Raw genomic sequence first — 24,615 nt, 5'->3', positions numbered from 1 at the left:
TCTGTGCCTCAACACGCTTGTGGAAATATGGCATGATAGCAACACTTTATCCTGAAAGGATTTATCCATGTTAGAACGCATTAAAGACAGCTTTACTGAATCTATCCAGACAAAAATCGATGCAGCCGAAGCACTGCCAGAATCAATCGCCAAAGCGGCCGAGATGATGGTGCACTGTCTTTTGGGTGGCAATAAAATCCTTGCTTGCGGTAACGGCGGCAGTGCTGGCGATGCACAACATTTCTCAGCCGAACTGCTAAACCGCTACGAGATTGAACGTCCACCCTTACCGGCCATCGCCCTGTCTACTGACACTTCAACCATCACAGCTATCGCCAACGACTATAGCTACGATGAGATTTTCTCAAAACAGATTTTTGCCTTAGGTCAACCGGGCGACATTCTGCTGGCGATCTCCACCAGCGGTAACTCAGGTAACGTGATTAAAGCCATGGAAGCCGCATTAAGCCGTGACATGACGATCGTTGCACTAACGGGTAAAGATGGCGGCGCTATGGCAGGCCTGTTGAGTGTGGGCGATGTGGAAATCCGCGTGCCTTCAAACGTCACCGCACGTATCCAAGAAGTGCACTTACTGGTGATCCACTGCCTGTGTGACAACATTGACCGCACACTCTTCCCGCAGGACGAGCAGCAATGAGACACGCTGCCCCGCTGTTAATGGTTTGCTTGCTGCTACAAGGCTGCGCCGGTGCCGTTATGGTGGGCGCAGTGAGTGGCGCTATGATGGCCAACGATGAGCGTACTGTTAAGACACAGATTGATGATACTAATACCGATTTTAGGATCACTAGTGCGCTACTAGAGCAAGAAGATCTTAAAAAACAAACTAATATCACTGGTGTGTCCGTCAATGGCAATGTGCTTATGATAGGCCAAGCCCCTAACTCTACGTTAAGGGATAAAGCCATCAAGGTCGTACAAGATCTTAAGCTAGGCGGCAAGATCCACAATCAGATCCGCATTGGCAACCCAACTTCTTTCACCACACGCAGCAACGACACTTGGATCACCACCAAAGTGAAGGGCCGCATGCTAAACGAGAAAGATTTGGATATGACTCGCATTAAAGTCATCACTGAAAATGGTGAAGTCTTCTTGCTCGGCGTGATCCATCGCTCGCAAGCAGACTTAGCCGTTGATATCGCCCGCAATACAGCAGGCGTGCGTAAAGTGGTAAGAGTATTTGAATATACAGAGTGATTTTACAATTTGAGCAGGTTGTAATTTGAGCGTAGTGGAAGTTAAGCCTAAGTCGCGAGTCAACTCGTACACTTAGGCTTAAACGCTCACCATTATTTCCCCGTTAGTGTATCCGCAACCTTAGGCGTCGATTTTGATAACAGCGACCCTAACCAAGGTAAACACAACGAAGGCAACACAATCAAAGCAGCGCCGAGCCAGCTTAAGTTATCCAACCACTCATCGAATAACAACCAGCCTAAAAAGACAATAAATAACAAGCCAGTGTATTCCGCAATCGCGATATCGCTTGCCTGTGCTTTACGGTAGGCCAGCACGCAAAACCAATGATACACAAGTAAGAATACGTTGCTCAGCAATGCCACGCCCACCAGCTCCCAACTCAAACCTTCAATGCCCTGAAACGCCGCAATCACTAACGTCGCCGGAATACCCAGCAAGTTATACAACATCAGCGTTAATACTGGATGTTCAGCATGGGGCACTTTTTTCAGCGCTAACTGATTCACCGCAAAGGTAAAAGCCGAAAATAGCACAGCAATGCCATACCAGTTTATTTCGCTCGGTCGCAGGATAATCAAAATACCGACAAAACCTAAGCCTGTGCAGATGGTCTGGGCGGCAGTGATCCGCTCTCTCAGGAAAAAATACCCCATCAAGATGATCATCAAAGGCGCCGAGTAAAATAATGAACTAACCGTCGCGAGTGGCAATGCCATCAAGCCAATAATTAAAAAAAGCGCGCCAACCGAGCCTATGTTGGCACGCCAAAGGTGAACTGAAATATGTGTCGTCATTGGCCGCTGTGAATACAGCCACACTGGCAACAGCATAAAGACTGAGGAAATCTGCCTGACAAGGAGGAAAGTCGAGGCATTTGCATCGTCCGGCAACCACTTGATCGACACATCATAGAAGGCACTGAATAGATTACCTACTATCAATAAAATCAAACCGATAACAACTGGGCGTTGCATTTTTTAACATCCATAAATCTCAATGGCGGCATGATAATCCTCCCAAAACTTAAGCTGAAATGATGCTTTCTCATGCTAGATGAATTAAATTCATACTAAAGCCTTTAGATATTGAAAATAATGAGAAAGCTACCACCATTACGCGCTCTGCAAGTGTTTGAGGCCGCCGCCAGACAGCAGCATTTTTCTAAGGCAGCCGATGAACTGTGCATCACCCAAAGTGCGGTTTCTCACCAAGTGCGGGTATTAGAAGAGTATTTTGGCGAGCAACTGTTCGACCGCCAGGGGCGTAAACTGCAGTTAACCCCAAAAGGACACGGACTATTTCTAGAGTTAGAGCGGATATTCAACGAGTTAAGTGATCTTAATTTGAAGGTTCGCGACACGCCAAATCAGCAGCTGTGCTTAGCGGTTTACAGTTCCTTCTCGGTGAAATGGTTGATCCCCAGACTCGCCGATTTTCGCCGCCAATATCCGAGCGTGAAAATCCGCCTCGAGATGATCACCCAAGATCCTGATCTCAGCACTAGCACGGCGGATATCTTCATCGCCGGTAAACTGAATCAACGCGGCTATTGGCAACAGTTACTCCACAAAGAGCGGTTAATCCCAGTGTGCAGCCCAAATTTCTACCTTAAATGGCGCGACATTAGCCTGAGTAATTTCCAGCAACAAGCCCTGCTGGTTGTCGATGAAGGCCCACTCGGACTCGACTGGCACAAGTGGTCATCGGCACACCAGATTCCACTCGATAACGAACAGCAGCATGTGTTTAGTCATATTGTGATGGCAATTGAGGCGGCGATTGCAGGCCAAGGCTTAGCCCTAGCGCCGGACTTTATGGTGGCTGGCGATATCACCACAGGGCGTTTAGTCGCCTTGAATCTTCCCGATGTGCATACCGGATTTGAATTTACTTTCTTTTGTAAGCAACGCCGTTTATCTGAGCCTGCGATTGCTGCCTTCTCATCTTGGCTAAAATCACAGGCCTAAGGTGAACATACAGACACAAAAAAGCCGACGCTGACGTCGGCTTAATTTATCGATATCGATTGATTACACTAACAAACCAATCTTCTCGTACACTTTCTTCAATGTCACTTCGGCGCGCGCCTGCGCACTTTCAGCGCCAGCTTTCATCACTTGGTCTAAGTAAGCACGGTCGGCACGAATCGCGCGGTAACGCTCTTGCAGCGGCTCTAACATGCTCACAACCGCTTCGCCTGCTGCACCTTTCAAATGGCCATACATCTTGCCTTCAAACTCGGCTTCTAGGCTTGCAATACTTTGCCCCGTCACACCCGACATGAGACTCAGCAGGTTAGAAACGCCTGGCTTATTCTCCATATCGAAACGCACGACTGGCGGCTCATCACTGTCTGTCATAGCTTTTTTCAGCTTCTTCAGCACGGCTTTTGGATCTTCTAGCAGGCCGATGACGTTGTTACGGTTCTCGTCTGACTTAGACATCTTCTTCAGCGGCTCCTGCAACGACATCACTTTCGCGCCATGTTCAGGAATAAATGGCTCAGGAATGGTGAAAGTATCACCGTAGGCATTGTTGAAGCGAGTCGCGATATCACGCGTTAACTCAAGGTGTTGCTTCTGATCTTGACCAACTGGGATTTCGTTCGCTTGATAAATCAGAATATCCGCCGCCATCAGCACAGGGTAACCAAACAGACCTACATTGATGTTGTTAGCATGCTTTTGTGACTTATCTTTAAACTGCGTCATGCGGCTCAACTCGCCCATTTGGGTGTAGCAGTTTAGTGCCCAACCTAATTGCGTATGTTGTGGTACCTGTGACTGGATAAACACTGTGCTCTTTTTAGGATCGACGCCACAGGCCAAATACAGGGCTAAGGTGTCTAAGCAGGCTTCGCGCAACGCTTTAGGATCTTGACGCACGGTAATGGCATGCAAGTCGACCACACAATAGAGGCAGTCGTGGCTATCTTGCATCGCAACCCATTGACGCAATGCACCCATGTAGTTACCTATGGTTAATTCGCCGGACGGCTGTGCACCGCTGAGTACTATGGGTTTGGTCATTACGTCATTGCTCCACTATCTATATATAAAAAAGACTATAAAAAATCGACTAAAAAACGGGTAAACACGCATTACTTGGTAGGTTTTACCCAGTTCAAAATCTCACTAAATTGCTCACATACGGCATCTGGGCCACTGAGCCCAATATCTTCACCGTAGTTGTAGCCGTAGGTCAAGCCGATTGACGCTATCCCAGCCGCTTTCGCCGCTAAAATGTCGTTTTTAGAGTCGCCGACCATCAATAACGCCTCTTTATCCAATTGCCACTCATGTAATAAGTGCTGCAGCGGCAAAGGATCGGGCTTCATCTTAGCGAGAGTGTCGCCACCTAACACTAAGCTGAAAAAGTCATTAATCCCAAAGGCATTGAGTAATGGCAAGGTAAAACGATAGGGTTTATTAGTGACAACGGCGAGCTTAAAACCTGCATCGAACAAGGTTTGCAGTACTTGATGCACGTCGCTATACAGCGCACTGTGCTTTTCAAGATTCTCTTGATAGTGATGCATAAAAATCGGCATGGCCGCATCAAGCACGGTTTGCTCAACATCTAATCCCAAGGCATGGGTCATGGCGCGGCGCATTAACATCTCGGCGCCGTTACCGACCCAAGTACGCACTTGCGCCTCTGAGCAGCTCTTCAAACCTAACTCGGCTAAGGCTTCCTGCGTGGCAACGGTTAGGTCAGGCACACTGTCGATCAGCGTGCCATCAAGATCAAACGCTATCGCTTTAATCTTATCCCACATACCTATGCCCCAACTTTAGCAAGTTCGGCACGCATCTCATCAACAACGGTTTTGTAATCTGGCTTGCCGAAAATGGCAGAACCCGCAACAAACATGTCAGCACCGGCGGCGGCGATTTCGGCAATATTGTCGACCTTAACGCCGCCATCCACTTCTAAGCGAATATCAAAACCACTGGCATCGATACGCGCACGCACTTGGCGCAGCTTATCTAACGTAGATGGGATAAAAGATTGACCGCCAAAACCAGGGTTCACCGACATCAATAGAATCACATCCAGCTTATCCATCACATGGTCGAGATAATGCAGTGGTGTAGCAGGGTTAAACACGAGACCCGCTTTACAGCCACACTCTTTGATCAACTGAAGTGTGCGATCGACGTGTTCTGAAGCTTCTGGATGGAAAGTAATAATAGACGCGCCCGCCTTAGCAAAATCAGGCACGATGCGATCAACCGGCTTGACCATTAGATGCACATCAATATCGGCGGTAATACCGTAGTTACGCAGCGCTTGGCACACCATAGGGCCAATCGTTAAGTTAGGAACATAGTGATTATCCATCACATCAAAATGCACTACGTCGGTCCCCGCATCTAACACGGCTTTTACATCATCGCCCAAACGGGCAAAATCGGCAGATAAAATCGATGGAGCAATCAAGAATGGACGCATAAAACACTCGCTGCTATTTGGATAAAAAGTGCCTTATTTTACCCTGAGCCAAGCTAAGCCTCTATAGCTAAAGCCACATTTCTGGCAATTGATACGCGATGCAGCTGTCAGCAAAGCAACACATTCTGCAACTATCGTAGTCAATTGGGGTCTAGATAATACCAATCGTATTAAATATCTGTTCATTCAGCGGGAGTTCAACGCGATTTAGACAAGGCGAAGGCTTGAAGGCATAGTGGTGCTCTGTCTAAAGCCTTGAACGAAGTATAAAGCGCATTGCCATGCCGTTAACATCAGCCGCCCTTCGGGAGCCTCACAGGCATCCCACTCCCGTGTTGCATTGACTTAAAAGGGAATAACCATTTCTGCGTCAATGCGCCTTGGATTGAGATGCCTGTGAGGCTCTGAACTGATTAGATATTTAATGTGATTGGTATAATATGAAATTTGCTAACATTTACGCGCATTTTGGTGGCTATTGATAAATTTTTGTTCATAAACTAGGCGAGTTTGTTATACTCGAGGCGCAATGCTGGTTCATTTCAAAGGAAGCGTTATGAAGGGGCGGTTTAGTTTGTTTTCACACTATGTTAGGTCGGTGACATTTAAGTCATCTATGATGTTGGCATTCACTGCAGTTGTCGTGGCCACGTTAGCTTTTGGCGTTGAAAAACTTACGGAAAATACCGAAACAGCTTCTTGCGCTTGTAGCAGTGATACCCGTTACAATAGTGCTTTACCTAGTAGTCATCCTAATAATCGCTGCGCCGATCAAGCACAAACCCTAAGCTGGAAAACGTGGCTCACAGGTAAAAACCGTTCGAGTCAGTTCCACTTTGTCGATCTGCTTGAGCTATTACACGGTCATCAAGATAAGCCTATGGATGATCTCAAACCCACTACGTCGCATCTCGCCTATTAATGCTTAGCCGTATCTGGCAAGTATTCCACAGTACAGTTGCCGCTTTTTTCGGGGTACAAACTGACGACAATCGAAAAAAAGATTTCCAAACTAGCTCACCATTACCTTATATCGCAATGGGAATCGTGTTGGCAGTCATCTTAGTGGCAAGCCTGATGTTTCTCGTAGGACAAGTGCTTAGCTGAACGTAGGCTATGTCGAACCTAGTCATCCTTTGGATCGTAATTTTCATCATATAACGCCATCAACTCATCCACTTTGTTACGACCACTACCATTTTGGCTAATGTTACGTTGCACTTGGATTTTCGCTAAGTGAGCGCCGCGGTATAACTCGCGAGTCAATGGAATATCGTGATTACTGATCAACACAGGAATACCACGCTCTAGTGCTGTATGGCGCGAATGACGGGCCAGCAGCGCTTGGTCGTCTAGACTAAAGCCTGCACCAACATACGTAGTAAAACTGGATGTGGTAGATAATGGCGCATAAGGTGGATCGCAGTAAACCACATCGCCGCTACGTGTCTGCTCAAAGGCTTTTTCGTAACCTATGCATTTAAACTCGGCACGTTGCGCTTTTTCAGAAAAGGCCCAGATTTCCTTTTCGGGGAAATACGGCTTTTTATAGGAACCAAAGGGTACATTGAAGCCGCCTTTACGGTTATAACGGCATAAGCCATTAAAACCATGACGGTTTAGATAGAGGAAATAGACGGAACGTTGGAAAGGGTCGCGACATTTATTAAAGTCGGTCCGCACCTGATAGTAAGCGTCTTTTTGATTCATCTCATCAACAAACATTGCCTTAGCCGCGGCAATGTAAGCTTCTGGTTGATGCTTCACAATCTGGTATAACTCAATCAAGTCCTGATTAATATCACAGAGCAGGTAGCTAGGATAATCCGTATTTAAGAAAACGGATCCTGCACCCACGAATGGCTCGACCAAACGGTCTCCTGCGGGTAAATAACTGGCCAAATCATCCACCAATTTAAATTTACCGCCAGCCCACTTAAGGAAGGCTCTGTGTTTTTTTATCATTTAACTTGATGAATGCCGACAAAAATAAAGGCCATGATTGTACTCTGTTTATTCTGAAATTTCACGATTTGGCAGACTTTCTTCTAGTTGATAATCTTTTAAATCCGCCCATTTTCTTACCCAAGGTTGCTCGAGACGATACTCTTTAACCAATTGTGCCGCCGCATTCGAAGCTGACTTGCTACTGCTGTAGTTGCCAACGAGGACAACCCAACGCTGCTTATGTTGTGCAACGCGAACGCCCTCAAGATGCTCAATACTCTTTAATGTTGCACGCAGGGTATCCAACTGAGCAACACTGGCAATCTGTATTGTGTAACCTTTGAGCGGCTTTTGCGTATCCAAGCCCGCTTTAGCTACCGGCTTATCGACCTTTGCAGCTTTAATGGTTGCAGGCTGAGTCTGAGCCGCTTTGGCTTGTGGTTCTGTATCCTCAAGCGGCTTATCCTCACCAAAAGACTTACTACTCACTTCACCCACACTCACGAAGCCAGCACCGTCAGGCATGGGATGTGGCGCTTCACCGTGGAATTCACTTAAGGGATCGACGGCTTGTTCAGTTTTGGCTTCTGCCGTCTCGATTTCAATAACTTTCGCAGTCTCCGCGGCGAGCTTCAGTTGCTCAGCGCGCAGCGCAAAATACGGCGCTAAGACTTTTTGCCCGTAGGACAAAAAGGCGGGTGAATCTATCGCAGGATAAGTCGCAGCCTCTAAGGCTTGCTCCTCAGAAAAAGGCTGAGTAACGCCAAGCCAAATGCCTAAGGCGAGTAACATACTCACAGCAGTCACCATCACAGCTTTATATTTCACCAAGGAAGATGTCTTCTCAGGCGCGCTATGCAAGGCTTTATCTAATAGATTAACCACTTCCTGCGGCGTACCGGTTTGTTTCTCAAGCTGACTGCGCACAATTTCCCTTGGGGTAAAAGGATTTTGATCGCTGTATCTCAGTAACGTTTGATACAAGGCCTCACGCTCAGGCATAGTTAACGGCTCAATACTGATAGGCAATATCTGCCGCCGTAACTGCTCCGGTAATTGTGGAAGTAGATCTGCTAAAAATGCCGGCGGAACCGTGAGTGTGACAGCGATATTCTTACCCGCACACTGAATTTGATTGAGAATAATGCACTCAGCCCATAATGCCTTAGGCAATAAATGCGCATCATCGATAATGATATGTAAGGGTTTAGTTTGCGTGCTCGCAAGCCGCAACAGGGTATCGGCGAGGGGAATATCGTCGTCAAAAATCGGGGATGAAATTAACTGGACCAGAATTTTACGGCGGATTTCCGCGTTATCGGCATGCATAGGACAAATCACAAATGCCGCATTTGACTCGTCAAAATCGGTCGCCAATCCGGTCACTAAGGTGGTTTTTCCTGAACCGCTGATACCAGAAAGCACCAGTAGCTGATCGCTATAACTGGCAACATGATGCATTCTTTGTATGAGGGCTTCCTGAGAAGGAAGCAAGACAGAACCTTGAAACGTCACTCGCCCACCACACAGTTTTTATGCGCAGCGAATAACCTGTTCAAGGGTAGATTCTGTGACTTGACTAAACACATCCGCGCGGCCTATAGCCGTTGGGAGCACCAGTCGAATCTGACCGCCTAAAACTTTTTTATCGCGTCGCATATGTTGAATGAAACTGTCGAAATCCATAGATTCCGGCGCACTCACTGGAAGATCAAAAGCTTGTAGTAACTGTATGATACGACAAACTATTGACTCATCGATAAGCCCCAGTGCCTTAGCTGTTTGAGCAGCAAGGACTGTGCCAGCTGACACGGCTTCACCATGCAACCAATTACCGTAGCCCATTTCGGCTTCAATCGCATGACCAAAGGTATGACCCAGATTCAATAAAGCACGTACACCCTGCTCAGTTTCGTCTTGGCTAACCACATCGGCCTTAATCTCACAGCAACGGGAGATAGCATAAACCAATGCTTGGGCATCTAAGGTTTTTAGTGCCGTTACATTATCTTCAAGCCATTGAAAAAAATCAGCATCCCACATGATGCCATACTTGATGACTTCCGCCATTCCCGCCGCAAACTCGCGCGCTGGAAGCGTATGTAAACATAAAGTATCGATAAGCACGATTTGTGGCTGATAAAAGGCCCCAATCATGTTTTTACCAAGAGGATGGTTAACAGCCGTTTTACCGCCGACGGAAGAATCCACCTGCGACAATAGGGTTGTCGGAATTTGAATAAAATCGATCCCACGTTGATAACATGCCGCGGCAAAGCCCGTCATATCACCAATTACGCCGCCACCCAAAGCCACCAGCACAGAATCTCGACCATAGTTTTGCTGCAGCAATGCAGTAAAAATTGTATCTAGATGCGCTAAGTCTTTGAATTGTTCGCCATCGGGGAGGATAACACTCTCTACCTCACCAAACGAAGCCATCGTCTCTTGTATCTGTTTAAGATACAAAGGCGCGACAGTTTCATTGGTGACGATAAGAATACGTTTTTTAAGCAGGTAGCGAGACAAGGTCTCGCCATCACTCATCAAATTCTGGCCAATGTAAATGGGATAACTACGTACACCTAAATCAACCTGAATTTGCTTCATAAATTCTGCCTAAAAACCTAATTGCTCAATGATCTGATTGGCGACAATCTTTGCGCTTTGATCATCGGTTTTGACAATCACATCGGCAATTTCTTCGTACAATGGATTACGGATCTCTGCAAGATTCTCCAACACTTCTCGAGGATCATCCACTTGCAATAATGGGCGTCGCTTGTCTCTTTGAGTACGAGCGACCTGTTTGTCGATAGTGGTTTCCAGATAAACCACAATGCCACGAGCAGACAGATGATTACGGATATCTTTGCTTTGTACTGAACCACCACCGGTGGCAAGGACGATACCTTGTTTTTCAGACAAATCAGCAATAACCTGAGCTTCACGACGACGGAAGCCTTCTTCACCTTCGACGTCAAACACCCAAGCAATATCAGCGCCTGTGCGTTGCTCAATCTCTTGATCTGAATCGTGGAATTCTAAATGCAGCATTTGCGCCAGATGGCGACCAATTGTGCTTTTACCTGCGCCCATAGGGCCTACCAGAAAAATATTACGTTTTTCAGCCATTTCTTGTACGTCTGAATCTTATTGAAAAGTATGCCTATATCGACTCAAAATCAAGCCGACCTATATGTTACCTTGCTCTTATGAGACTTGACCGAGGATTATCTCAGCTTAGGGTCTACTATGGCAAGCCATGTGCGCTATTTATGCAAAGAATTGTATAACAGTAATAATAAAGCCAGCAATCACTGCTGGCTTTAGTCGATACATAGCAAGTGCTTAGATCTTCTCACCGACTATTTTTGGGGTGACGAAAATAAGTAGCTCTTGACGCTCATTTTTGTCTGTTGTGTTCCTAAACAGGAAACCTACCAGAGGAATGTCACCTAGAATTGGTACTTTACTCACACGGCTGATCAGATTTTGCTGATAAATACCACCAAGCACTATGGTTTCGCCGTTATTAACGAGCACTTGGGTGCCGATGCGTTGAGTATCGATGGCAACTGCGGGACCCGTTGGAGTATCAACGGTTTTGCCCTGAGAATCTTGAGTGATTTCTAAATCTAAAATGACTCGGTTATCAGGCGTAATTTGGGGTGTAACCCGTAGAGACAACACCGCCTTCTTAAACGTGACTGACGTTGCACCACTCGAAGTAGACTGCACATAAGGGATCTCGACACCTTGTTCAATATAAGCCGCCTTTTGGTTAGAGGTGGTGATGCGAGGGCTCGCGATGATTTCACCTTTGTTTTCTTGCTCTAATGCGCTTAATTCCAAATCAAGAATGGTGCCGTCCGCCAATTTAGCGACATGGAAGGCAATACTCGCTGGATTAGTGGCTGCCGCGGGTAAGTTAACGTTCAAACGCTGATCGGGAGTAGGAATAATCCCATTGGCAATACTCTGTGCACCTTCTAATGTGCCTGAGGTTCCCTTACTACCCTGCTGATCTGTGACGCCCCAACGAATACCTAGGTCTTCGGAGACATCGTCTTTCACTGTCACCATACGTGACTCGATCAACACTTGGCGGATGGGGATATCGAGCACTTCGACTAAACGGTGAATGTTCTCAATCGTTTCAGCCGTATCTTTCACTAACACTGTGTTAGTACGTTCATCGACCGCGACTGAACCGCGTGGTGAAAGTAAGCTTGAATCCGCGCTTTTCAATAACTCAGCAATATCGACCGCTTTAGCGTAGTTAATTTGCAAGTACTCAGAATAGAGCGGTGCTAACTCTTTAACCTCTTGTTTGTTTTTGAGGTTCTGGCTTTCACGAATTGCCAGTTCTTCGCTCGGCGCCACCATTAAGATGTTACCTTCGATACGCTTATCTAATCCTTTGGTTTGCAGAATTAATTCTAAAGCTTGATCCCAAGGCACATCGTCCAATCTTAAGGTGATATTGCCTTCCACAGTATCGCTGGTGACTAAGTTAAAGTTATTATAGTCGGCGATGATCTGCAACACAGTGCGCACTGGGATATTTTGGAAGTTAAGCGACAAAGTCCGGCCATTGTATTTTTTAACATCTTTCTTGGCGGCGGCCCTCTCGACTTTATTCATTGAGAGTCTAAAGAGGTTATCTTCTTGCTTGTAAGTGAATTCATACTCACCCGTAATATCGACGACAATACGCGCCGTTAAATCTTCTTTAAATGTCTCGAAGCTTTTTACTGGCGTGGAGAAATCTTTCACATCCATAACATACAGAAGATCGTTATTAATATCTGTGTTATATAACTTCACTTCGAGCTTAGCGCCCACTTGCTCGACATTAGCCGCAACCGAGCGATTATTTAGATAGACTAATAGCTCACCGCCACCATTATCATTACGACGAAAATCGATATTTTTAATGCTATTAACGAAAGGGTTTTCAGCTTGGGCTTGAGTACCCGCCACTTCATCGTTGATTGTTAATCGATATGAATTGCCCATGACAGAACCTTGGTAAGGTTTCACTTTGGACATACCTAAGATGACTTTAAGACGAGTATCTTGCTGCTCAGTGGTGATGTCTGTCACCCCAACCTGATTAATAGGTAAACGATCCTTAGATAAACCTGAGATAGTGTTATCGAAGGTCAGCACTAGCTCTGCGGGCGAGGCATTTGAATCTATTGAAGGCGGAGCGACCGCCTCTTCAAAGACCAGCTCGAGCTCCAATTGATGATCAACCAAAGCATGGTATTTAACATCCATTAATCGATTTGCCGCAAAACTCGATGGCAAAATTCCAAATACCAGTGCGATCCCTATAACAGACTTGATTAAGCCTGAAGAAATTAACGGGACTTTTATCGCGGCAGAAGATTTCATTATTCCCTCATCCTTCGCTCGTTATTCTCCAGAAAGTTCTAAATTGCTTGTCCTTTCGGACCAACAACCAGAACCATCTGGAATTAATTCTACTACTTCGACATTTTGTGAAGTAACTTTAGAAATGCGTCCATTAAACAGACCTAAATACTCACCAGCTCCCATCCGATACACACTGCCGTCATTTGTTTCAACTAATGCCCAAGTCGTATCAGCTTCACTTAAGGTGCCGCGCATTTTTAAATTATCTAAAGGATAAGTTTCTAACCGCCCTTTTCGACGCTTTAAATCCGGTTGTAAACAATCCTTGCTGGTATCGACAACCTCTTCCGTTAATTCACGCGAAGGAGGTACAAAAGGGCTACGCATTAACTCAGCTTGATAGGCGAAGTGCTCAAATCTCGGCGGCTCTTTCAAGGGCGGGATATGAGCAACATGTTGCGCTTTGGTTGTAGTAACAAATAGCTCTAAATCACTGCGATCGCCAACGCAACCCGTTAAAAAAATACACATAACCACTAGAGGTAAGAATTTCATTATTTCTTCCCCTTCTTAGCAGGCTTTTCAGGCGGTAATTCAGCCCCCTCTTTAAAGCGATAGGTCTTGGCTAAAATGTCCATTGCTAAGTTGCCAGCATCATCGCGCTTAATGGTAAAATCATGAAGGCTGACAATACGTGGCAGTTTTGCTACGCCACTCACCATATTACCTAGCTGATGATAATCGCCCGTCACGGACATTTTGATGGGAAACTCAATATAGAAATCCCGCTGAATTTCCGGCTCCCAATCTAAGCTCTTTATTCGAAGTCCTGCATCAGTCGCGACGAAGGTTAAATCGTCTAGCAAACCAGGCATTTCATTCTCAGAGGGTAGCATCTTCAGTAACTCGGCGAATTGCACTTCCATCGTTGCTAGCTGCTCACGATAGAGTTTTAAATTTGCGGCAAGTTGATACTTATTCTTAAAGTCATCTCTGAGTTGTAATTCCCTATCTTGCTCTGCGGTATAAGTATCAACCGAATCTGAAACGACTAAGAAATAACCCGCAGCAAAAACACAAAGTGCTAATAGGATCGCGAAAAAACTTTTAACTTGGTTAGGCCAACCACCAATATTTTCAAAGTCGATATCATTAAACTGACTTAGATCGAGTTTCATTTACTCGCTCCTTTTGTCATTTTCTCAGGCTCACCTACATTCGCGCCTTTAATCGTGACTCTTAAACTGAATCGCTGTAATTGCCGTAATTCTTCATTTTGGGTCACGATCGATTGCATATTCGGATCGGTTAGCCATTCAGAGGTTTTTACCTTACGCATCATATTAGCAACGTTATTATTTGATTCGCTACGCCCTTCTATCAGTAACAAACTGCCCTTTTTCTCTAAGCTAGAAAGGTATATTCCAGGGGGCACTATTCGCACTAGCTCATCTAACACATGAGTAGGTAAATTACGGGATTGTTGTAAATTCAGAATAATTTCGGTGCGACGCTCAATGTCTTTCTTACGCTCGGTAATTTTCTTAATCTCAGAAATTTGTGTTTCGAGCAGGCTAATTTCCGATTGCAAATAACTATTACGCGCTTTCTGCTCATCAGTCATAACGTCCAATAGAGATACTGCCACATAGACTAAAATCGCCGACGCTAAAAATACCGCAGCTAAAATACCAATATAATCGCGCTTTTGTTTTTCTCTCGCCTCTTCTCGCCAAGGGAGTAGGTTTATGTTCGCCATTGACCGTAACTCCTCAATGCTAAGCCACAAGCAACCATATATTTGCTGATTGTGGGTTGCAGCGCACTTTTAACCGACTCATCGGCATGCAAACACCCTTGAAAAGGATCAGCGATGATAGTGTGAACACCCAATTCATTCGTCAGTAAATTAACCATACCTTCTAATTTAGATGTCCCACCACATAATACGAGATAGTCGACTTTATCTTTACCGCTCGAAGTACAATAGATTTGTAGCGTACGTTTTATTTGTTGTAATAGCTGAGTTTGGAAAGGTGACAAGACTTCAAACATATAATTTCGTGGTAGGTCGCCTTCAACTTTTGCTTTCTCAGCTTGATCGTAGGACATGCCATAGAAAGATAAAATTGACTGAGTAAATTGCTCACCACCGAAGGCTTGCTCGCGAATAAAAGTCGTCTCACCCGCTTCAACTACAGAGAAAGTGGTCATATTCGCGCCGATATCAACCATAGCGACGGCCTTATGTTTCGCCCCTTCGGGTAGTTGTGCCAGAATCAATTCGGCGGCGCGGCCTAAAGCATAACCCTCGACATCAACAACTTTGGCCTCAAGCTCTACGCTATCGAGCGCATCAACTCTGACATCAATGTTGTCAGTACGGCATGCGCTCAACAACACATCTACCTTGGTTGGATCTGTACTATTTACGCTGAGGGTTTCAAAATCTATGCTGACTTCATCGAGTGAATACGGAATAAGGTTGTCGGCTTCAATTTCTATCTGCGCCTCCATTTCTTCCTCGCTCAGCGAAGCATCCATGTAGATCACTTTGGTCATCACAGCAGAGCCTGAAACACAAACCGCCGCATATTTAACCGATTTAGGTAAATTGCGTTTTATTTGCCTAAGGCATTCGACAACGGCATCTGCATCACGAATATCATGATCGTTAACGGCCCCCTTTTTAATGGGTACCGCCGCATGACTCAATATCTTGTATCCATCAGCAGTCTTGCTCAACAAAATGGCCTTAACTTCATGGGAACCTATGTCAATTCCCACCATCTGCGGAGCCTGACGCTTCCATAAATTTGAAAGCATATCCATTGTCACTTTTTTATTTATATTTCAGTAAAAGAGATTAGCACAAAATCAACTTGTTATACTTACTTGTATCGAATGTTTCATCATTTTACAAACGCTATTTTAAGCTTCTCACGTTTTTACTTCACCAAGAGGTGTACGCCTTATATACTGTCGCACTTAACGGAACATTAGGATAAATTTTGGTGAAGTGGTTAAAACGTATTGTTATAGCACTATTCAGTCTAGCCCTTTTGGGAGTAGGCGCCATTGTGGCAGCATACTTTTATGTTTTGCCGGATTTGCCGGATGTTTCAACACTAAAAAATGTGCAACTTCAAACACCTTTACGCATCTACAGCAGTGACGGCAAACTTATTTCACAATTTGGTGAGAAACGTCGCATTCCATTGAAGTTAGACGAAGTGCCAAAACCCCTACTTCAAGCGTTTATCGCAACTGAAGATGCGCGTTTTTACGAGCATGGTGGTATAGATCCTGTAGGTGTACTTCGCGCCGCATTAGTGATGTTGACCACAGGTGAGAAAAAGCAAGGTGCCAGTACCATTACCATGCAGGTTGCGCGTAACTTCTTCTTAACCCGCGATAAAACCATTATTCGTAAAGTGAAGGAGATTTTTATCTCCTATCACATTGAAGAATTACTCACCAAAGACGAGATTTTAGAACTCTATGTGAACCGCATTTACTTAGGCCAACGCGCCTATGGTGTTGGTGCCGCTGCACAAGTTTATTTCGGTAAAGATGTTAAAGACCTTACACTCTCAGAAATGAGTATGATCGCGGGCTTACCCAAAGCGCCTTCGACACTCAACCCTGTGACCTCACCTTCTCGTGCCGTCGCTCGCCGTAATGTCGTCCTCATGCGGATGAATGAAGTAGGTTACATCAGCCAAGCCGAATACCAAGCCGCACTACAAGAACCGCTGGTCGCTAAATACCACGGCGCCGAAATTGATCTCTATGCGCCGTATATTTCTGAAATGGCACGAGATTATATGGTGCAAAAGTACGGAGAAGAAGAAGCTTATACCAATGGCTACAACGTCTACACAACCATTTCATCGGATATACAGCTGAAAGCTCAGCAAGCATTACGTAATAACGTTTATGCCTATGATGAGCGTCATGGCTACCGTGGTCCTGCCGCCGTTCTGTGGACAGATGAAAAACCAGATCAAGCTCAAATCAAGGCTGAACTGGCCAAGGTGGCTTCAATTCAAGAACTGCAACCCGCAGCAGTCATCAGCGTGGCAGATCAACAAGCCAGTGTCATGACCGCCAAGGGCGAGACTAAAGTCATTACTTGGGATGGTTTGAAGTGGGCGCGTAAATTTATTACCGATAAACGTCAAGGCAGTGTACCTAAGTCAGCTTCTGACATGCTCAAGGTTGGTGAGCGTATTTGGATCCGTGATAACGGCCAATATTTGCAGTTATCGCAAGTACCAGAAGTTGCCAGCGCGACTGTGTCACTCGACCCACAAAATGGTGCGATTCGTTCTTTAGTCGGCGGATATAGCTTTAGCCAAAGCCAATACAACCGCGTCACTCAAGCAAAACGCCAATTAGGTTCGAACATCAAACCTTTCATCTATGCTGGCGCATTAGAGAAAGGCTTTACCTTAGCGACCCTCATCAACAATGCACCGATCAATAAACCCGATATCAGCCAAGGCACCGCATGGCGCCCTAAAAACTCGCCTGATATCTATGGCGGCCCAACCCGTTTACGTGTGGGCTTAGCGCAATCAATCAACGTGATGTCTGTGCGTGCAATGCGCCATGTCGGACTCGATGCCACCATTGCTGAATTGATAAAATTTGGTTTCGACCCTAATGACCTACCGCGTAACGAGTCGATTGCATTAGGTTCGTCTTCAGTAACGCCATTACAAGTGGTCACGGCATTTAACGTGTTTGCTAACGGCGGTTTCTTACTCGAACCTTTCTACATCGATCGCGTCGAAGATGCCTACGGTAATGTGATTGAAAAAGCGAATCCAACATTGGCCTGTAAGCCTAGCCAAAGTCTTAGCCAACCAATTACACCGAGCGATCCTATGGCGTTCAGTGTAACTGGAGACTCTAGTACTGAACCGAGTGCACCTGTTGCCCAGTGTTTCGAGCAAACGGGTCGCTTTGCACCACAGATCATTTCAGAGCAAACTGCATTCCTCATCACCGAGGCGTTAAAGAGCGTGATCTGGGGTGGAGGTGATTGGAGTCACGGCACTGGCTGGCAAGGTACGGCTTGGCGTGCTGCAAGATTGATTAAACGCCATGATATTGCGGGTAAAACAGGTACAACCAACGAATCTCGCGATACTTGGTTCAGTGGATTTAGCCCTGTGCTCACCAGTACGTTCTGGGTTGGCTTCGACGATCACGGTCGACAACTGGGCAGAACCGCATGGAATGCCAATGGTGAAAAAGATCAGATCACCGGCGCCGAAGCTGGCGCGAAAACGGCAGGTCCGGGTTGGAACGAGTTTATGAACAGTGTCTTACAAGGCACACCTGAAACCACATCGATTCCACCAGAAGGTATTGTCTCGGTACGAATCGATTTAGCGACGGGTAAACTCACGCGTAAAACCGACTATACCAGTGCGTTCGAATACTTCATCTCGGGCACTGAGCCGAAGGAATACATCAGCGAAACTCAGGATGAGAACAACATCTTCATCGATGCGCCAACTGACGATCTATTCCAATAAACGACTCATAGAAAGTCATTGCCCATACGGATAATGACCCAATAAAAAACGCGACTTAAAGTCGCGTTTTTTATTGGCTTGTTGATTTGAACAACTTGCCTTAGCGGGCTTTCTTAGCCGCGATCGCCTGCTGAATTTGCGGCAGAGCAGTCCCACCAAGCACGTCGCGTTTCGCTAAACAGGCTTCAATTGTGAGGTTAGGATAAACGTCATCTTCAATAATAGCGGCAAAGGTTTTTAACTCAGCCAAGGAAAAATCCTCCAGCGGAATTTGCTTCGCTATCGCGGCAACCACCACTTCACCCACAACGTGGTGCGCCTCACGGAAAGGCATACCCTTAGAAACTAGATAATCAGCTAACTCAGTAGAGTTGGCATAACCTTGCTGCGCAGCTAACAGCGCATTAGGACGATTAACTTTCAGACCCGATAACACTAACGCCGCCATATCGAGGCAAATTGCCCAGCTATCAACTACGTCAAACAGGCCTTCTTTATCTTCCTGCATATCTTTGTTGTACGCCAAAGGCAGTGCTTTCATGGTGGTGAGAATACCCACTAAACTGCCATAAACCCGACCCGTTTTACCACGGATAAGCTCTAATGCATCAGGATTTTTCTTCTGTGGCATCAGGGATGAACCCGAGGTCACTTCATCACTCAGAGAGATAAAGTTGGCTTCGCCCGAGTTAAAGAAAATCAAATCTTCGGCCATACGGCTTAAATGCATCATGCTGATCGATGCAGTAGAACAAAGCTCTACTACGTGATCTCTATCTGACACACTGTCTAAACTATTGAGCGTCGGTGCGGCAAAATTCAGCGCGGCAGCCAGTGCATGTCGATCCATTTTATAGGCTGTGCCAGCAAGGGCACCCGAACCTAATGGACAGGTGTTAGCGCGGGTTAACGCATCGGCTAAACGGCTGATATCACGCTCATACATTTCCACATAAGCTAAACACCAGTGACCAAATGTCACAGGTTGGGCGCGCTGCAAGTGAGTGTAACCTGGCATTACCGCATCAAACTCACGTTCAGCCAACGCCAGTAATTCAGCATGTAAGCTGTGAAGGCGCGCGAGTAGTGCAGCCCCTTCGGATTGACACCAAAGCTTTAAATCGGTGGCGACTTGATCGTTACGGCTACGGCCAGTGTGCAATTTTTTACCGAGATCGCCTACTTTGGCAATCAAGGCCGACTCGACGAAACTGTGGATATCTTCAGCGCCCGACGCGAGAATAATCGCTGGATCGCCATTCACTTCCACTAGCAAATCATTGAGTGCTTTTTTCAAGTCGCGGCATTCAGTTGCCGAGATAATTCCCACGCTGGCGATCGCATCAGCCCATGCGATAGAGCCGATCACATCCTGTTCGAACAGGCGATAATCCACGGGTAGCGAATCGTTGAATAATTTGAATAGCGCGCTCGTTTCGCCCTGAAATCTTCCACCCCATAAAGCCATGCTAACTCCCCTTACTCACTGCTGATTTGAAATCGACTCATCTGAATCAAAAAACTTGATCAAAACCTAGAAACAAAAAAGGGCGCTAGGCGCCCTTTTAAACGACCTATTACTTAGACTTAACGTCATTAGCGTTGAGTGCGCGGATGCGGCTCGCTAATGAGTACAGGCGGATAAAGCCTTCTGCATGTTTTTGGTCGTACACTTGATCTTCACCAAAGGTGGCAAACGCTTCAGAGTACAAGCTATTAGGTGAACGTTTCTTCACTGCCGTCGCTTGACCTTTGTAGAGTTTAACCACGACTTCACCGTTAACTGATTCTGCCAGTGACTCAGATGCTGCCAGCAGTGACTTACAAAGTGGCGTGAACCAACGACCGTCATACACTAAATGCGCCATTTGTGCGGCAACTTGCTCACGCCAGTTACGGCTGGTTTTGTCGAGTACAAGTTCTTCAATCGCACGCAGCGCTGCGAACATCACGGTGCCGCCGGGTGTTTCGTAACAGCCACGAGACTTCATGCCCACTAAACGATTTTCCGTGATGTCGATACGACCCACACCGTGTGGCGCAGCAATCGCGTTTAATGTCATCAGCGCAGCATAAGGCGTTAGGGCTTCACCATTCACTTTAGTGATACGGCCATGTTCTACTTCTAGCGACACATATTCAGGCTTGTTCGGTGCATCTTCAGGATCGGCTGTCAGAGTCCACACACCTTTGCTTGGCTCGTTCCATGGATCTTCTAACTCACCACCTTCATGGGAAATATGGAAAGCATTGGCATCACGGCTATAGATTTTAGTCGCTGACGCTGACGTCTTAATGTCACGTTCGGCTAAATAGGCCAGTAGATCTTCACGGCTCTGCATGGTCCATTCACGCCATGGTGCAATCACTTTTAAATCAGGCGCTAATGCAGCGAAACAACCTTCGAAACGCACTTGATCGTTACCTTTACCGGTACAACCGTGGCACAGAGCATCGGCGCCCACTTTACGGGCCACTTCAACCTGTGCTTTGGCAATGATAGGACGCGCCATTGACGTACCGAGTAAATAAGTGCCTTCGTAAATCGCACCGCTCGCAATCGTTGGGTAGATATACTCTTTAACGAATTCTTCTTTCAGATCGACAATATGACACTCAGACGCACCCGAAGCTAAGGCTTTTTCAGTCAAGCCAACCAGCTCTTCTTCGCCTTGGCCGACGTCGGCGCAAAATGCGATGATTTCACAGTTATCGTAGTTTTCTTTTAACCAAGGAATAATGGCCGAGGTATCTAGACCACCTGAATAGGCTAAAACCACTTTTTTCACGCCAGTATTTTTTATCTCGATAGACATCTTAAATTCCTATGACTCGTTTCTCACCTAGGAGAAAACAGGCTGCTAAACAGGGTTAATTTAACTAAATAAGGTTACCAGTACCGCATTTTGGGCATGCATCCGATTTTCGGCTTGTTGCAGAATTAAGGAGCCTGCACCGTCCATCACTTCATCTGTTACTTCTACACCACGGTGGGCGGGCAAACAATGCATAAAGAAGTTAGCGCCCGCTTTCGCCATCAAGGCTTTGTTTACTTGGTATGGTGCAAACTTCGCTTTGATATCCGCCAGCGGCGTTGGATCGCCCATTGAAATCCAAGTATCGGTATAAATAGCGTCGTGACCTTCAATCGCATCGATATCTGAAGTCAGTACCAGCTTACCGCCATATCGCTTAGCAAGCTCTTGCACTTCTGCCACTACGTAGCCATCAGGAAAGTGACCCGCTGGGCAGATCACTGTCATGGTAGCACCGAGAATAGCCGCACAGTACATCAGCGAGTTAGTGACATTATTACCATCACCAACATAAGCTAATTTGGCTTTGCTGACATCCTTAAACTGCTCGGCCAGTGTTAAAAAGTCGGCTAATGCTTGGCAAGGATGATAAAGATCCGACAAGGCATTAATCACGGGCACTGTGCCACACTCGGCTAATTGTTCTATGGTGGTGTGCGAATAGGTTCTCGCTACAATCGCATCGGCCCAACAAGACAGGTTAGCAGCAAAGTCAGCAACCGATTCCCGTTGACCTAGCGCACCATTTTGTTGGTCTAGGTATAAACAGTGGCCACCGAGCTTATTAATACCAATATCAAAGCTAACGCGTGTTCTGAGCGAGGGCTTTTCAAACAACATCACCACACTCTTGCCATCCAGCGCATGGCGGTACTCTGCCGGATTGGCTTTGATCGTTTTTGCCAAGGCAATCAGATCGAGTAACTGCTGCTGGGTTAACTCTTTTATCGATAGTAAATGCTTCATAACCTACTCCACTTATGGTTGGATTTGTGTTCCTACGGCTTCACCTTTTGCTAATGCGATTAATTGGCTTGCATCACGCCACGAGGCAACTTGAACCGCCTGCCCCATCCACTGTGCAACTTCGAGCGCAGCTTCAACTTTGACCTTCATTCCCTTTTCGATCACACCTTGTTTAACAAGGTCTGCTATCTGCTTGCCATTTAAACTGTGAATGAGCTGGCCTTTACCATCGAGCACACCAGACACATCCGACAGCAGCACTAACTTGCCGCTCACTAATTTGGCTAAGGCCGTCGCAGCTTGGTCAGCATTGACGTTAAGCATTTGGCCATCGTCCATCATGGCGATAGAGCTACAAATCGGCATCCAACCTTGGGCGAGGATAAACTTAAGATAAGCGCCATCTTTTGGTGTCACTTCACCCACTAGGCCTAAACGTTCATCTTTAATCTTTGCCGATACAGTATTGCCATCGGCGAGGCTCATGCCCACACTCACAATCCCAGCTTTAGTCGCTGCGCCTTGGAGGATCTTGTTCGAAGTACCTGCAAGTGCGCCGGCAATAATCGGCATTTGCTCAGGCGGAGTCACCCGTAAACCTTCTAACTTGACGGTTTCCATGCCGTTTGCCGCTAACTGTTCATCCACTAAACAGCCGCCGCCATGCACCATCAACACTTGCTGACCATTGGCTAACATAGCCGCAGCCGTATCCATTAACCGCGCCATCCCCATTTCACACTGCAGCAGCGCGCCGCCCACTTTAAGAACTAATACTGAGTTGTTTGTAGACATCTTGACGACTCTCTTAAATAAGGATGAACAATTAAAGGTTAAAATGAATCTTTATGCATTGTAGCGCTTGGCTGGCAGCACCTTTCATCAAATTATCGATTGCACTGGCGACCACAAAGTAACCGCTATTCTCATCAAACTTCCAACCTAAGTGGCAGTTAGGTGTCAGCACCACATCGTCCACTTTCGGGAACTGATTGTGCTTCACGGTGACCAATGGCGCCTGGTCATACACGCTATAGGCCGCTGCCACATCGGCAGTTGTAGTGCCTGGTTTTAGCTGCACGGTAATAGTCGCTAAAATGCCACGCTTAAAGTTGCCAAGGTGCGGGGTAAATATCACTTCTTGACCAAGCTGAGTGGCGATCTCGGGTTGATGTCTGTGGCCTAATACGCCGTAAGGTGTCAGGCTCACTTCACAAAAACTGGTGTGTAACTGCGCTTTGCGACCCGCACCCGTTACGCCGCTCACGGCATTGATCACCGGATAAGCTGATGTCAGTAAACTCGCCAGCGGTTTTAACGCTGTAAGTGATGCGGTTGGATAACAACCTGGCACGGCGATCATCTTAGTCGCAGCGATTTCTTTAGCATTCCATTCGGCAAGTCCGTACACAGCTTTGGCTAAAACTTCAGGATATTCATGCTCAAAGCCATACCACTTAGGATATTGCGCCACATCGCTAAAACGATAAGCACCGCTTAAATCGAATACCGCTAACCCTTGACTATAAAACCAAGCGGCTAAATGTAAGCTCACTGAATGCTCAGTCGCTAGCACCACGGCATCGGCTTCGGCAACGATTTTTGCCTTAGCGTCATCGGACAATGGCGACAGCGTTAATGCGATATGGCTATAGCTAGGGTACAAATCCGCTAAAGGCTTACCTTTATCTAAACTGTTTTCAGAAACATACAAACCCTGAATCGTCAGTTCTGCTTCTGCATAGATTAAAGCGGTCAGTTGTGCGCCTGTGTAACCACTGGCACCAATAATGGCGATATTTTTCATGTGTTGTTGTCTTATTAACCGAATCAAAGAAACTTAAAGAATAGATGAATAGCGTACACGCAACTGCGCATATCTATGATGACAAGATTATCGTCGCAGGAAATCGTAATTGGTTGTTATTTTATTCACTGTCAGGTTAATGCTCTGAATCATGATATTTACTCTACAGGTCACAGGGGGTGACTCATCTCAACTGCAGGCTAGACTACCACAAAGATCTACTTATGCAATATATGTGAATATATATTTTTAATTTATTTTTATATTTCTTACTAAAATGCAGATCTCGCCCGCCTATCATCCGTTCAGCTAACTCGTTAATAACTCAGTTATCTAGGGTTAATTTGCGCCAAAATCAGTCCTTTTTATTAACAGCTAAGATACATTTCTGCAAAGCCAAAAATGATGCACTCCATATTCACTTACGCTAATCATCACAAAATATTGCGTAGCTTCGCATTTA

24 protein-coding genes are annotated in these 24,615 nt (G+C 46.1%); 6 read left to right on the top strand and 18 right to left on the bottom strand.

Going from position 1 to position 24,615, the window contains the following annotated elements:
- The first annotated feature begins 67 nt into the window (after nt 1–67).
- Both DYH48_RS23105 and dolP read left to right on the top strand, forming a co-directional pair.
- On the top strand, nt 68–661 hold the full coding sequence (locus tag DYH48_RS23105) for a phosphoheptose isomerase (RefSeq protein WP_006083530.1): 594 nt from the start codon (nt 68–70) through the stop codon (nt 659–661).
- Nucleotides 658–1,224 carry a division/outer membrane stress-associated lipid-binding lipoprotein gene (gene dolP, locus DYH48_RS23100; RefSeq protein WP_006083531.1) on the top strand — a complete coding sequence of 189 codons (567 nt, stop codon included), beginning with the start codon at nt 658–660 and terminating at the stop codon, nt 1,222–1,224. The genes DYH48_RS23105 and dolP overlap by 4 nt, the downstream gene beginning before the upstream one ends.
- A 92-nt stretch (nt 1,225–1,316) precedes the next feature.
- Here dolP and DYH48_RS23095 read toward each other — a convergent pair whose 3' ends face one another.
- The gene (locus tag DYH48_RS23095; RefSeq protein WP_115336014.1) at nt 1,317–2,201 is read right to left on the bottom strand and encodes a DMT family transporter; all 885 of its coding nucleotides are present in this window, start codon (nt 2,199–2,201) and stop codon (nt 1,317–1,319) included.
- 120 nt (nt 2,202–2,321) lie between these two features.
- Between DYH48_RS23095 and DYH48_RS23090 the strand changes: the two genes are divergently transcribed.
- Entirely contained in the window at nt 2,322–3,194 is an 873-nt protein-coding gene (locus DYH48_RS23090; protein ID WP_172481227.1) for a LysR substrate-binding domain-containing protein, read from the top strand.
- Nucleotides 3,195–3,257: 63 nt separating this feature from the next.
- Here DYH48_RS23090 and trpS read toward each other — a convergent pair whose 3' ends face one another.
- The 3 genes from trpS to rpe form a co-directional block, all read right to left on the bottom strand.
- Nucleotides 3,258–4,256 (bottom strand): tryptophan--tRNA ligase, encoded by a 999-nt coding sequence (trpS, locus tag DYH48_RS23085; protein ID WP_012090479.1) that lies wholly within the window; start codon nt 4,254–4,256, stop codon nt 3,258–3,260.
- 71 nt (nt 4,257–4,327) lie between these two features.
- On the bottom strand, nt 4,328–5,005 hold the full coding sequence (locus DYH48_RS23080) for a phosphoglycolate phosphatase (RefSeq protein ID WP_115336013.1): 678 nt from the start codon (nt 5,003–5,005) through the stop codon (nt 4,328–4,330).
- 2 nt (nt 5,006–5,007) lie between these two features.
- Complete coding sequence (rpe, locus tag DYH48_RS23075) at nt 5,008–5,682, bottom strand: ribulose-phosphate 3-epimerase (RefSeq protein ID WP_006084504.1); 675 nt, start codon at nt 5,680–5,682, stop codon at nt 5,008–5,010.
- Nucleotides 5,683–6,238: 556 nt separating this feature from the next.
- On the opposite strand from rpe, the gene DYH48_RS23070 reads away from it, so the two are divergent.
- Together DYH48_RS23070 and DYH48_RS23065 are read left to right on the top strand one after the other, a co-directional pair.
- Nucleotides 6,239–6,604 carry a hypothetical protein gene (locus tag DYH48_RS23070; protein WP_071940652.1) on the top strand — a complete coding sequence of 122 codons (366 nt, stop codon included), beginning with the start codon at nt 6,239–6,241 and terminating at the stop codon, nt 6,602–6,604.
- The gene (locus tag DYH48_RS23065) at nt 6,604–6,789 is read left to right on the top strand and encodes a DUF2970 domain-containing protein (RefSeq protein ID WP_006083538.1); all 186 of its coding nucleotides are present in this window, start codon (nt 6,604–6,606) and stop codon (nt 6,787–6,789) included. The genes DYH48_RS23070 and DYH48_RS23065 overlap by 1 nt, the downstream gene beginning before the upstream one ends.
- 18 nt (nt 6,790–6,807) lie before the next feature.
- On the opposite strand, the gene DYH48_RS23060 is transcribed toward DYH48_RS23065, so the two are convergent.
- From DYH48_RS23060 to DYH48_RS23020, 9 genes are all read right to left on the bottom strand, one after another.
- A complete protein-coding gene (locus DYH48_RS23060; RefSeq protein WP_011848129.1) occupies nt 6,808–7,647 on the bottom strand; it encodes a Dam family site-specific DNA-(adenine-N6)-methyltransferase in 840 nt (279 codons plus the stop codon).
- 48 nt (nt 7,648–7,695) lie between these two features.
- Nucleotides 7,696–9,144, bottom strand: coding sequence for an AAA family ATPase (locus tag DYH48_RS23055; protein ID WP_115336012.1), 1,449 nt, complete (start codon nt 9,142–9,144; stop codon nt 7,696–7,698).
- A gap of 18 nt (nt 9,145–9,162) precedes the next feature.
- The gene (aroB, locus tag DYH48_RS23050) at nt 9,163–10,239 is read right to left on the bottom strand and encodes a 3-dehydroquinate synthase (RefSeq protein WP_006084509.1); all 1,077 of its coding nucleotides are present in this window, start codon (nt 10,237–10,239) and stop codon (nt 9,163–9,165) included.
- Nucleotides 10,240–10,248: 9 nt separating this feature from the next.
- Complete coding sequence (gene aroK, locus DYH48_RS23045) at nt 10,249–10,764, bottom strand: shikimate kinase AroK (RefSeq protein WP_006083542.1); 516 nt, start codon at nt 10,762–10,764, stop codon at nt 10,249–10,251.
- Between the two features lie 216 nt (nt 10,765–10,980).
- Nucleotides 10,981–13,032 carry a type IV pilus secretin PilQ gene (locus DYH48_RS23040; protein ID WP_006084510.1) on the bottom strand — a complete coding sequence of 684 codons (2,052 nt, stop codon included), beginning with the start codon at nt 13,030–13,032 and terminating at the stop codon, nt 10,981–10,983.
- A gap of 21 nt (nt 13,033–13,053) precedes the next feature.
- Nucleotides 13,054–13,569 (bottom strand): pilus assembly protein PilP, encoded by a 516-nt coding sequence (locus tag DYH48_RS23035; RefSeq protein ID WP_006084511.1) that lies wholly within the window; start codon nt 13,567–13,569, stop codon nt 13,054–13,056.
- Complete coding sequence (locus DYH48_RS23030; RefSeq protein ID WP_006083545.1) at nt 13,569–14,192, bottom strand: type IV pilus inner membrane component PilO; 624 nt, start codon at nt 14,190–14,192, stop codon at nt 13,569–13,571. The genes DYH48_RS23035 and DYH48_RS23030 overlap by 1 nt, the downstream gene beginning before the upstream one ends.
- A complete protein-coding gene (locus DYH48_RS23025; protein WP_006084512.1) occupies nt 14,189–14,773 on the bottom strand; it encodes a PilN domain-containing protein in 585 nt (194 codons plus the stop codon). Before DYH48_RS23025 ends, DYH48_RS23030 begins: the two co-directional genes overlap by 4 nt.
- On the bottom strand, nt 14,761–15,840 hold the full coding sequence (locus DYH48_RS23020) for a pilus assembly protein PilM (RefSeq protein WP_012090485.1): 1,080 nt from the start codon (nt 15,838–15,840) through the stop codon (nt 14,761–14,763). Before DYH48_RS23020 ends, DYH48_RS23025 begins: the two co-directional genes overlap by 13 nt.
- Nucleotides 15,841–16,028: 188 nt before the next feature.
- Between DYH48_RS23020 and DYH48_RS23015 the strand changes: the two genes are divergently transcribed.
- Nucleotides 16,029–18,563 carry a penicillin-binding protein 1A gene (locus tag DYH48_RS23015; RefSeq protein WP_012090486.1) on the top strand — a complete coding sequence of 845 codons (2,535 nt, stop codon included), beginning with the start codon at nt 16,029–16,031 and terminating at the stop codon, nt 18,561–18,563.
- 100 nt (nt 18,564–18,663) lie between these two features.
- Here DYH48_RS23015 and argH read toward each other — a convergent pair whose 3' ends face one another.
- From argH to argC, 5 genes are all read right to left on the bottom strand, one after another.
- Nucleotides 18,664–20,031 carry an argininosuccinate lyase gene (gene argH, locus DYH48_RS23010; protein WP_115336011.1) on the bottom strand — a complete coding sequence of 456 codons (1,368 nt, stop codon included), beginning with the start codon at nt 20,029–20,031 and terminating at the stop codon, nt 18,664–18,666.
- Between the two features lie 109 nt (nt 20,032–20,140).
- Nucleotides 20,141–21,379 (bottom strand): argininosuccinate synthase, encoded by a 1,239-nt coding sequence (locus DYH48_RS23005; protein WP_006083550.1) that lies wholly within the window; start codon nt 21,377–21,379, stop codon nt 20,141–20,143.
- A gap of 60 nt (nt 21,380–21,439) precedes the next feature.
- Entirely contained in the window at nt 21,440–22,345 is a 906-nt protein-coding gene (locus DYH48_RS23000; protein ID WP_115336010.1) for an ornithine carbamoyltransferase, read from the bottom strand.
- A 12-nt stretch (nt 22,346–22,357) separates the two neighbouring features.
- Complete coding sequence (gene argB, locus DYH48_RS22995) at nt 22,358–23,140, bottom strand: acetylglutamate kinase (protein WP_115336009.1); 783 nt, start codon at nt 23,138–23,140, stop codon at nt 22,358–22,360.
- A gap of 31 nt (nt 23,141–23,171) precedes the next feature.
- Complete coding sequence (gene argC / locus DYH48_RS22990) at nt 23,172–24,152, bottom strand: N-acetyl-gamma-glutamyl-phosphate reductase (RefSeq protein WP_115336008.1); 981 nt, start codon at nt 24,150–24,152, stop codon at nt 23,172–23,174.
- Nucleotides 24,153–24,615: the final 463 nt, after the last annotated feature.

Source organism: Shewanella baltica (assembly GCF_900456975.1).
Classification (GTDB): Bacteria; Pseudomonadota; Gammaproteobacteria; order Enterobacterales; family Shewanellaceae; genus Shewanella; species Shewanella baltica.
Note: the sequence above shows the minus strand (reverse complement) of the source record. Positions and strands in the feature narration are given on the sequence as shown.

Excerpts from the sequence above, each read along its gene's own strand:
- DYH48_RS23105 (WP_006083530.1), top strand. The coding sequence starts at position 68 with ATGTTAGAACGCATTAAAGACAGCTTTACTGAATCTATCCAGACAAAA.
- dolP (WP_006083531.1), top strand. The coding sequence starts at position 658 with ATGAGACACGCTGCCCCGCTGTTAATGGTTTGCTTGCTGCTACAAGGC.
- DYH48_RS23095 (WP_115336014.1), bottom strand. The coding sequence starts at position 2,201 with ATGCAACGCCCAGTTGTTATCGGTTTGATTTTATTGATAGTAGGTAAT.
- DYH48_RS23090 (WP_172481227.1), top strand. The coding sequence starts at position 2,322 with ATGAGAAAGCTACCACCATTACGCGCTCTGCAAGTGTTTGAGGCCGCC.
- trpS (WP_012090479.1), bottom strand. The coding sequence starts at position 4,256 with ATGACCAAACCCATAGTACTCAGCGGTGCACAGCCGTCCGGCGAATTA.
- DYH48_RS23080 (WP_115336013.1), bottom strand. The coding sequence starts at position 5,005 with ATGTGGGATAAGATTAAAGCGATAGCGTTTGATCTTGATGGCACGCTG.
- rpe (WP_006084504.1), bottom strand. The coding sequence starts at position 5,682 with ATGCGTCCATTCTTGATTGCTCCATCGATTTTATCTGCCGATTTTGCC.
- DYH48_RS23070 (WP_071940652.1), top strand. The coding sequence starts at position 6,239 with ATGAAGGGGCGGTTTAGTTTGTTTTCACACTATGTTAGGTCGGTGACA.
- DYH48_RS23065 (WP_006083538.1), top strand. The coding sequence starts at position 6,604 with ATGCTTAGCCGTATCTGGCAAGTATTCCACAGTACAGTTGCCGCTTTT.
- DYH48_RS23060 (WP_011848129.1), bottom strand. The coding sequence starts at position 7,647 with ATGATAAAAAAACACAGAGCCTTCCTTAAGTGGGCTGGCGGTAAATTT.
- aroB (WP_006084509.1), bottom strand. The coding sequence starts at position 10,239 with ATGAAGCAAATTCAGGTTGATTTAGGTGTACGTAGTTATCCCATTTAC.
- aroK (WP_006083542.1), bottom strand. The coding sequence starts at position 10,764 with ATGGCTGAAAAACGTAATATTTTTCTGGTAGGCCCTATGGGCGCAGGT.
- DYH48_RS23040 (WP_006084510.1), bottom strand. The coding sequence starts at position 13,032 with ATGAAATCTTCTGCCGCGATAAAAGTCCCGTTAATTTCTTCAGGCTTA.
- DYH48_RS23035 (WP_006084511.1), bottom strand. The coding sequence starts at position 13,569 with ATGAAATTCTTACCTCTAGTGGTTATGTGTATTTTTTTAACGGGTTGC.
- DYH48_RS23030 (WP_006083545.1), bottom strand. The coding sequence starts at position 14,192 with ATGAAACTCGATCTAAGTCAGTTTAATGATATCGACTTTGAAAATATT.
- DYH48_RS23025 (WP_006084512.1), bottom strand. The coding sequence starts at position 14,773 with ATGGCGAACATAAACCTACTCCCTTGGCGAGAAGAGGCGAGAGAAAAA.
- DYH48_RS23020 (WP_012090485.1), bottom strand. The coding sequence starts at position 15,840 with ATGCTTTCAAATTTATGGAAGCGTCAGGCTCCGCAGATGGTGGGAATT.
- argH (WP_115336011.1), bottom strand. The coding sequence starts at position 20,031 with ATGGCTTTATGGGGTGGAAGATTTCAGGGCGAAACGAGCGCGCTATTC.
- DYH48_RS23005 (WP_006083550.1), bottom strand. The coding sequence starts at position 21,379 with ATGTCTATCGAGATAAAAAATACTGGCGTGAAAAAAGTGGTTTTAGCC.
- DYH48_RS23000 (WP_115336010.1), bottom strand. The coding sequence starts at position 22,345 with ATGAAGCATTTACTATCGATAAAAGAGTTAACCCAGCAGCAGTTACTC.
- argB (WP_115336009.1), bottom strand. The coding sequence starts at position 23,140 with ATGTCTACAAACAACTCAGTATTAGTTCTTAAAGTGGGCGGCGCGCTG.
- argC (WP_115336008.1), bottom strand. The coding sequence starts at position 24,152 with ATGAAAAATATCGCCATTATTGGTGCCAGTGGTTACACAGGCGCACAA.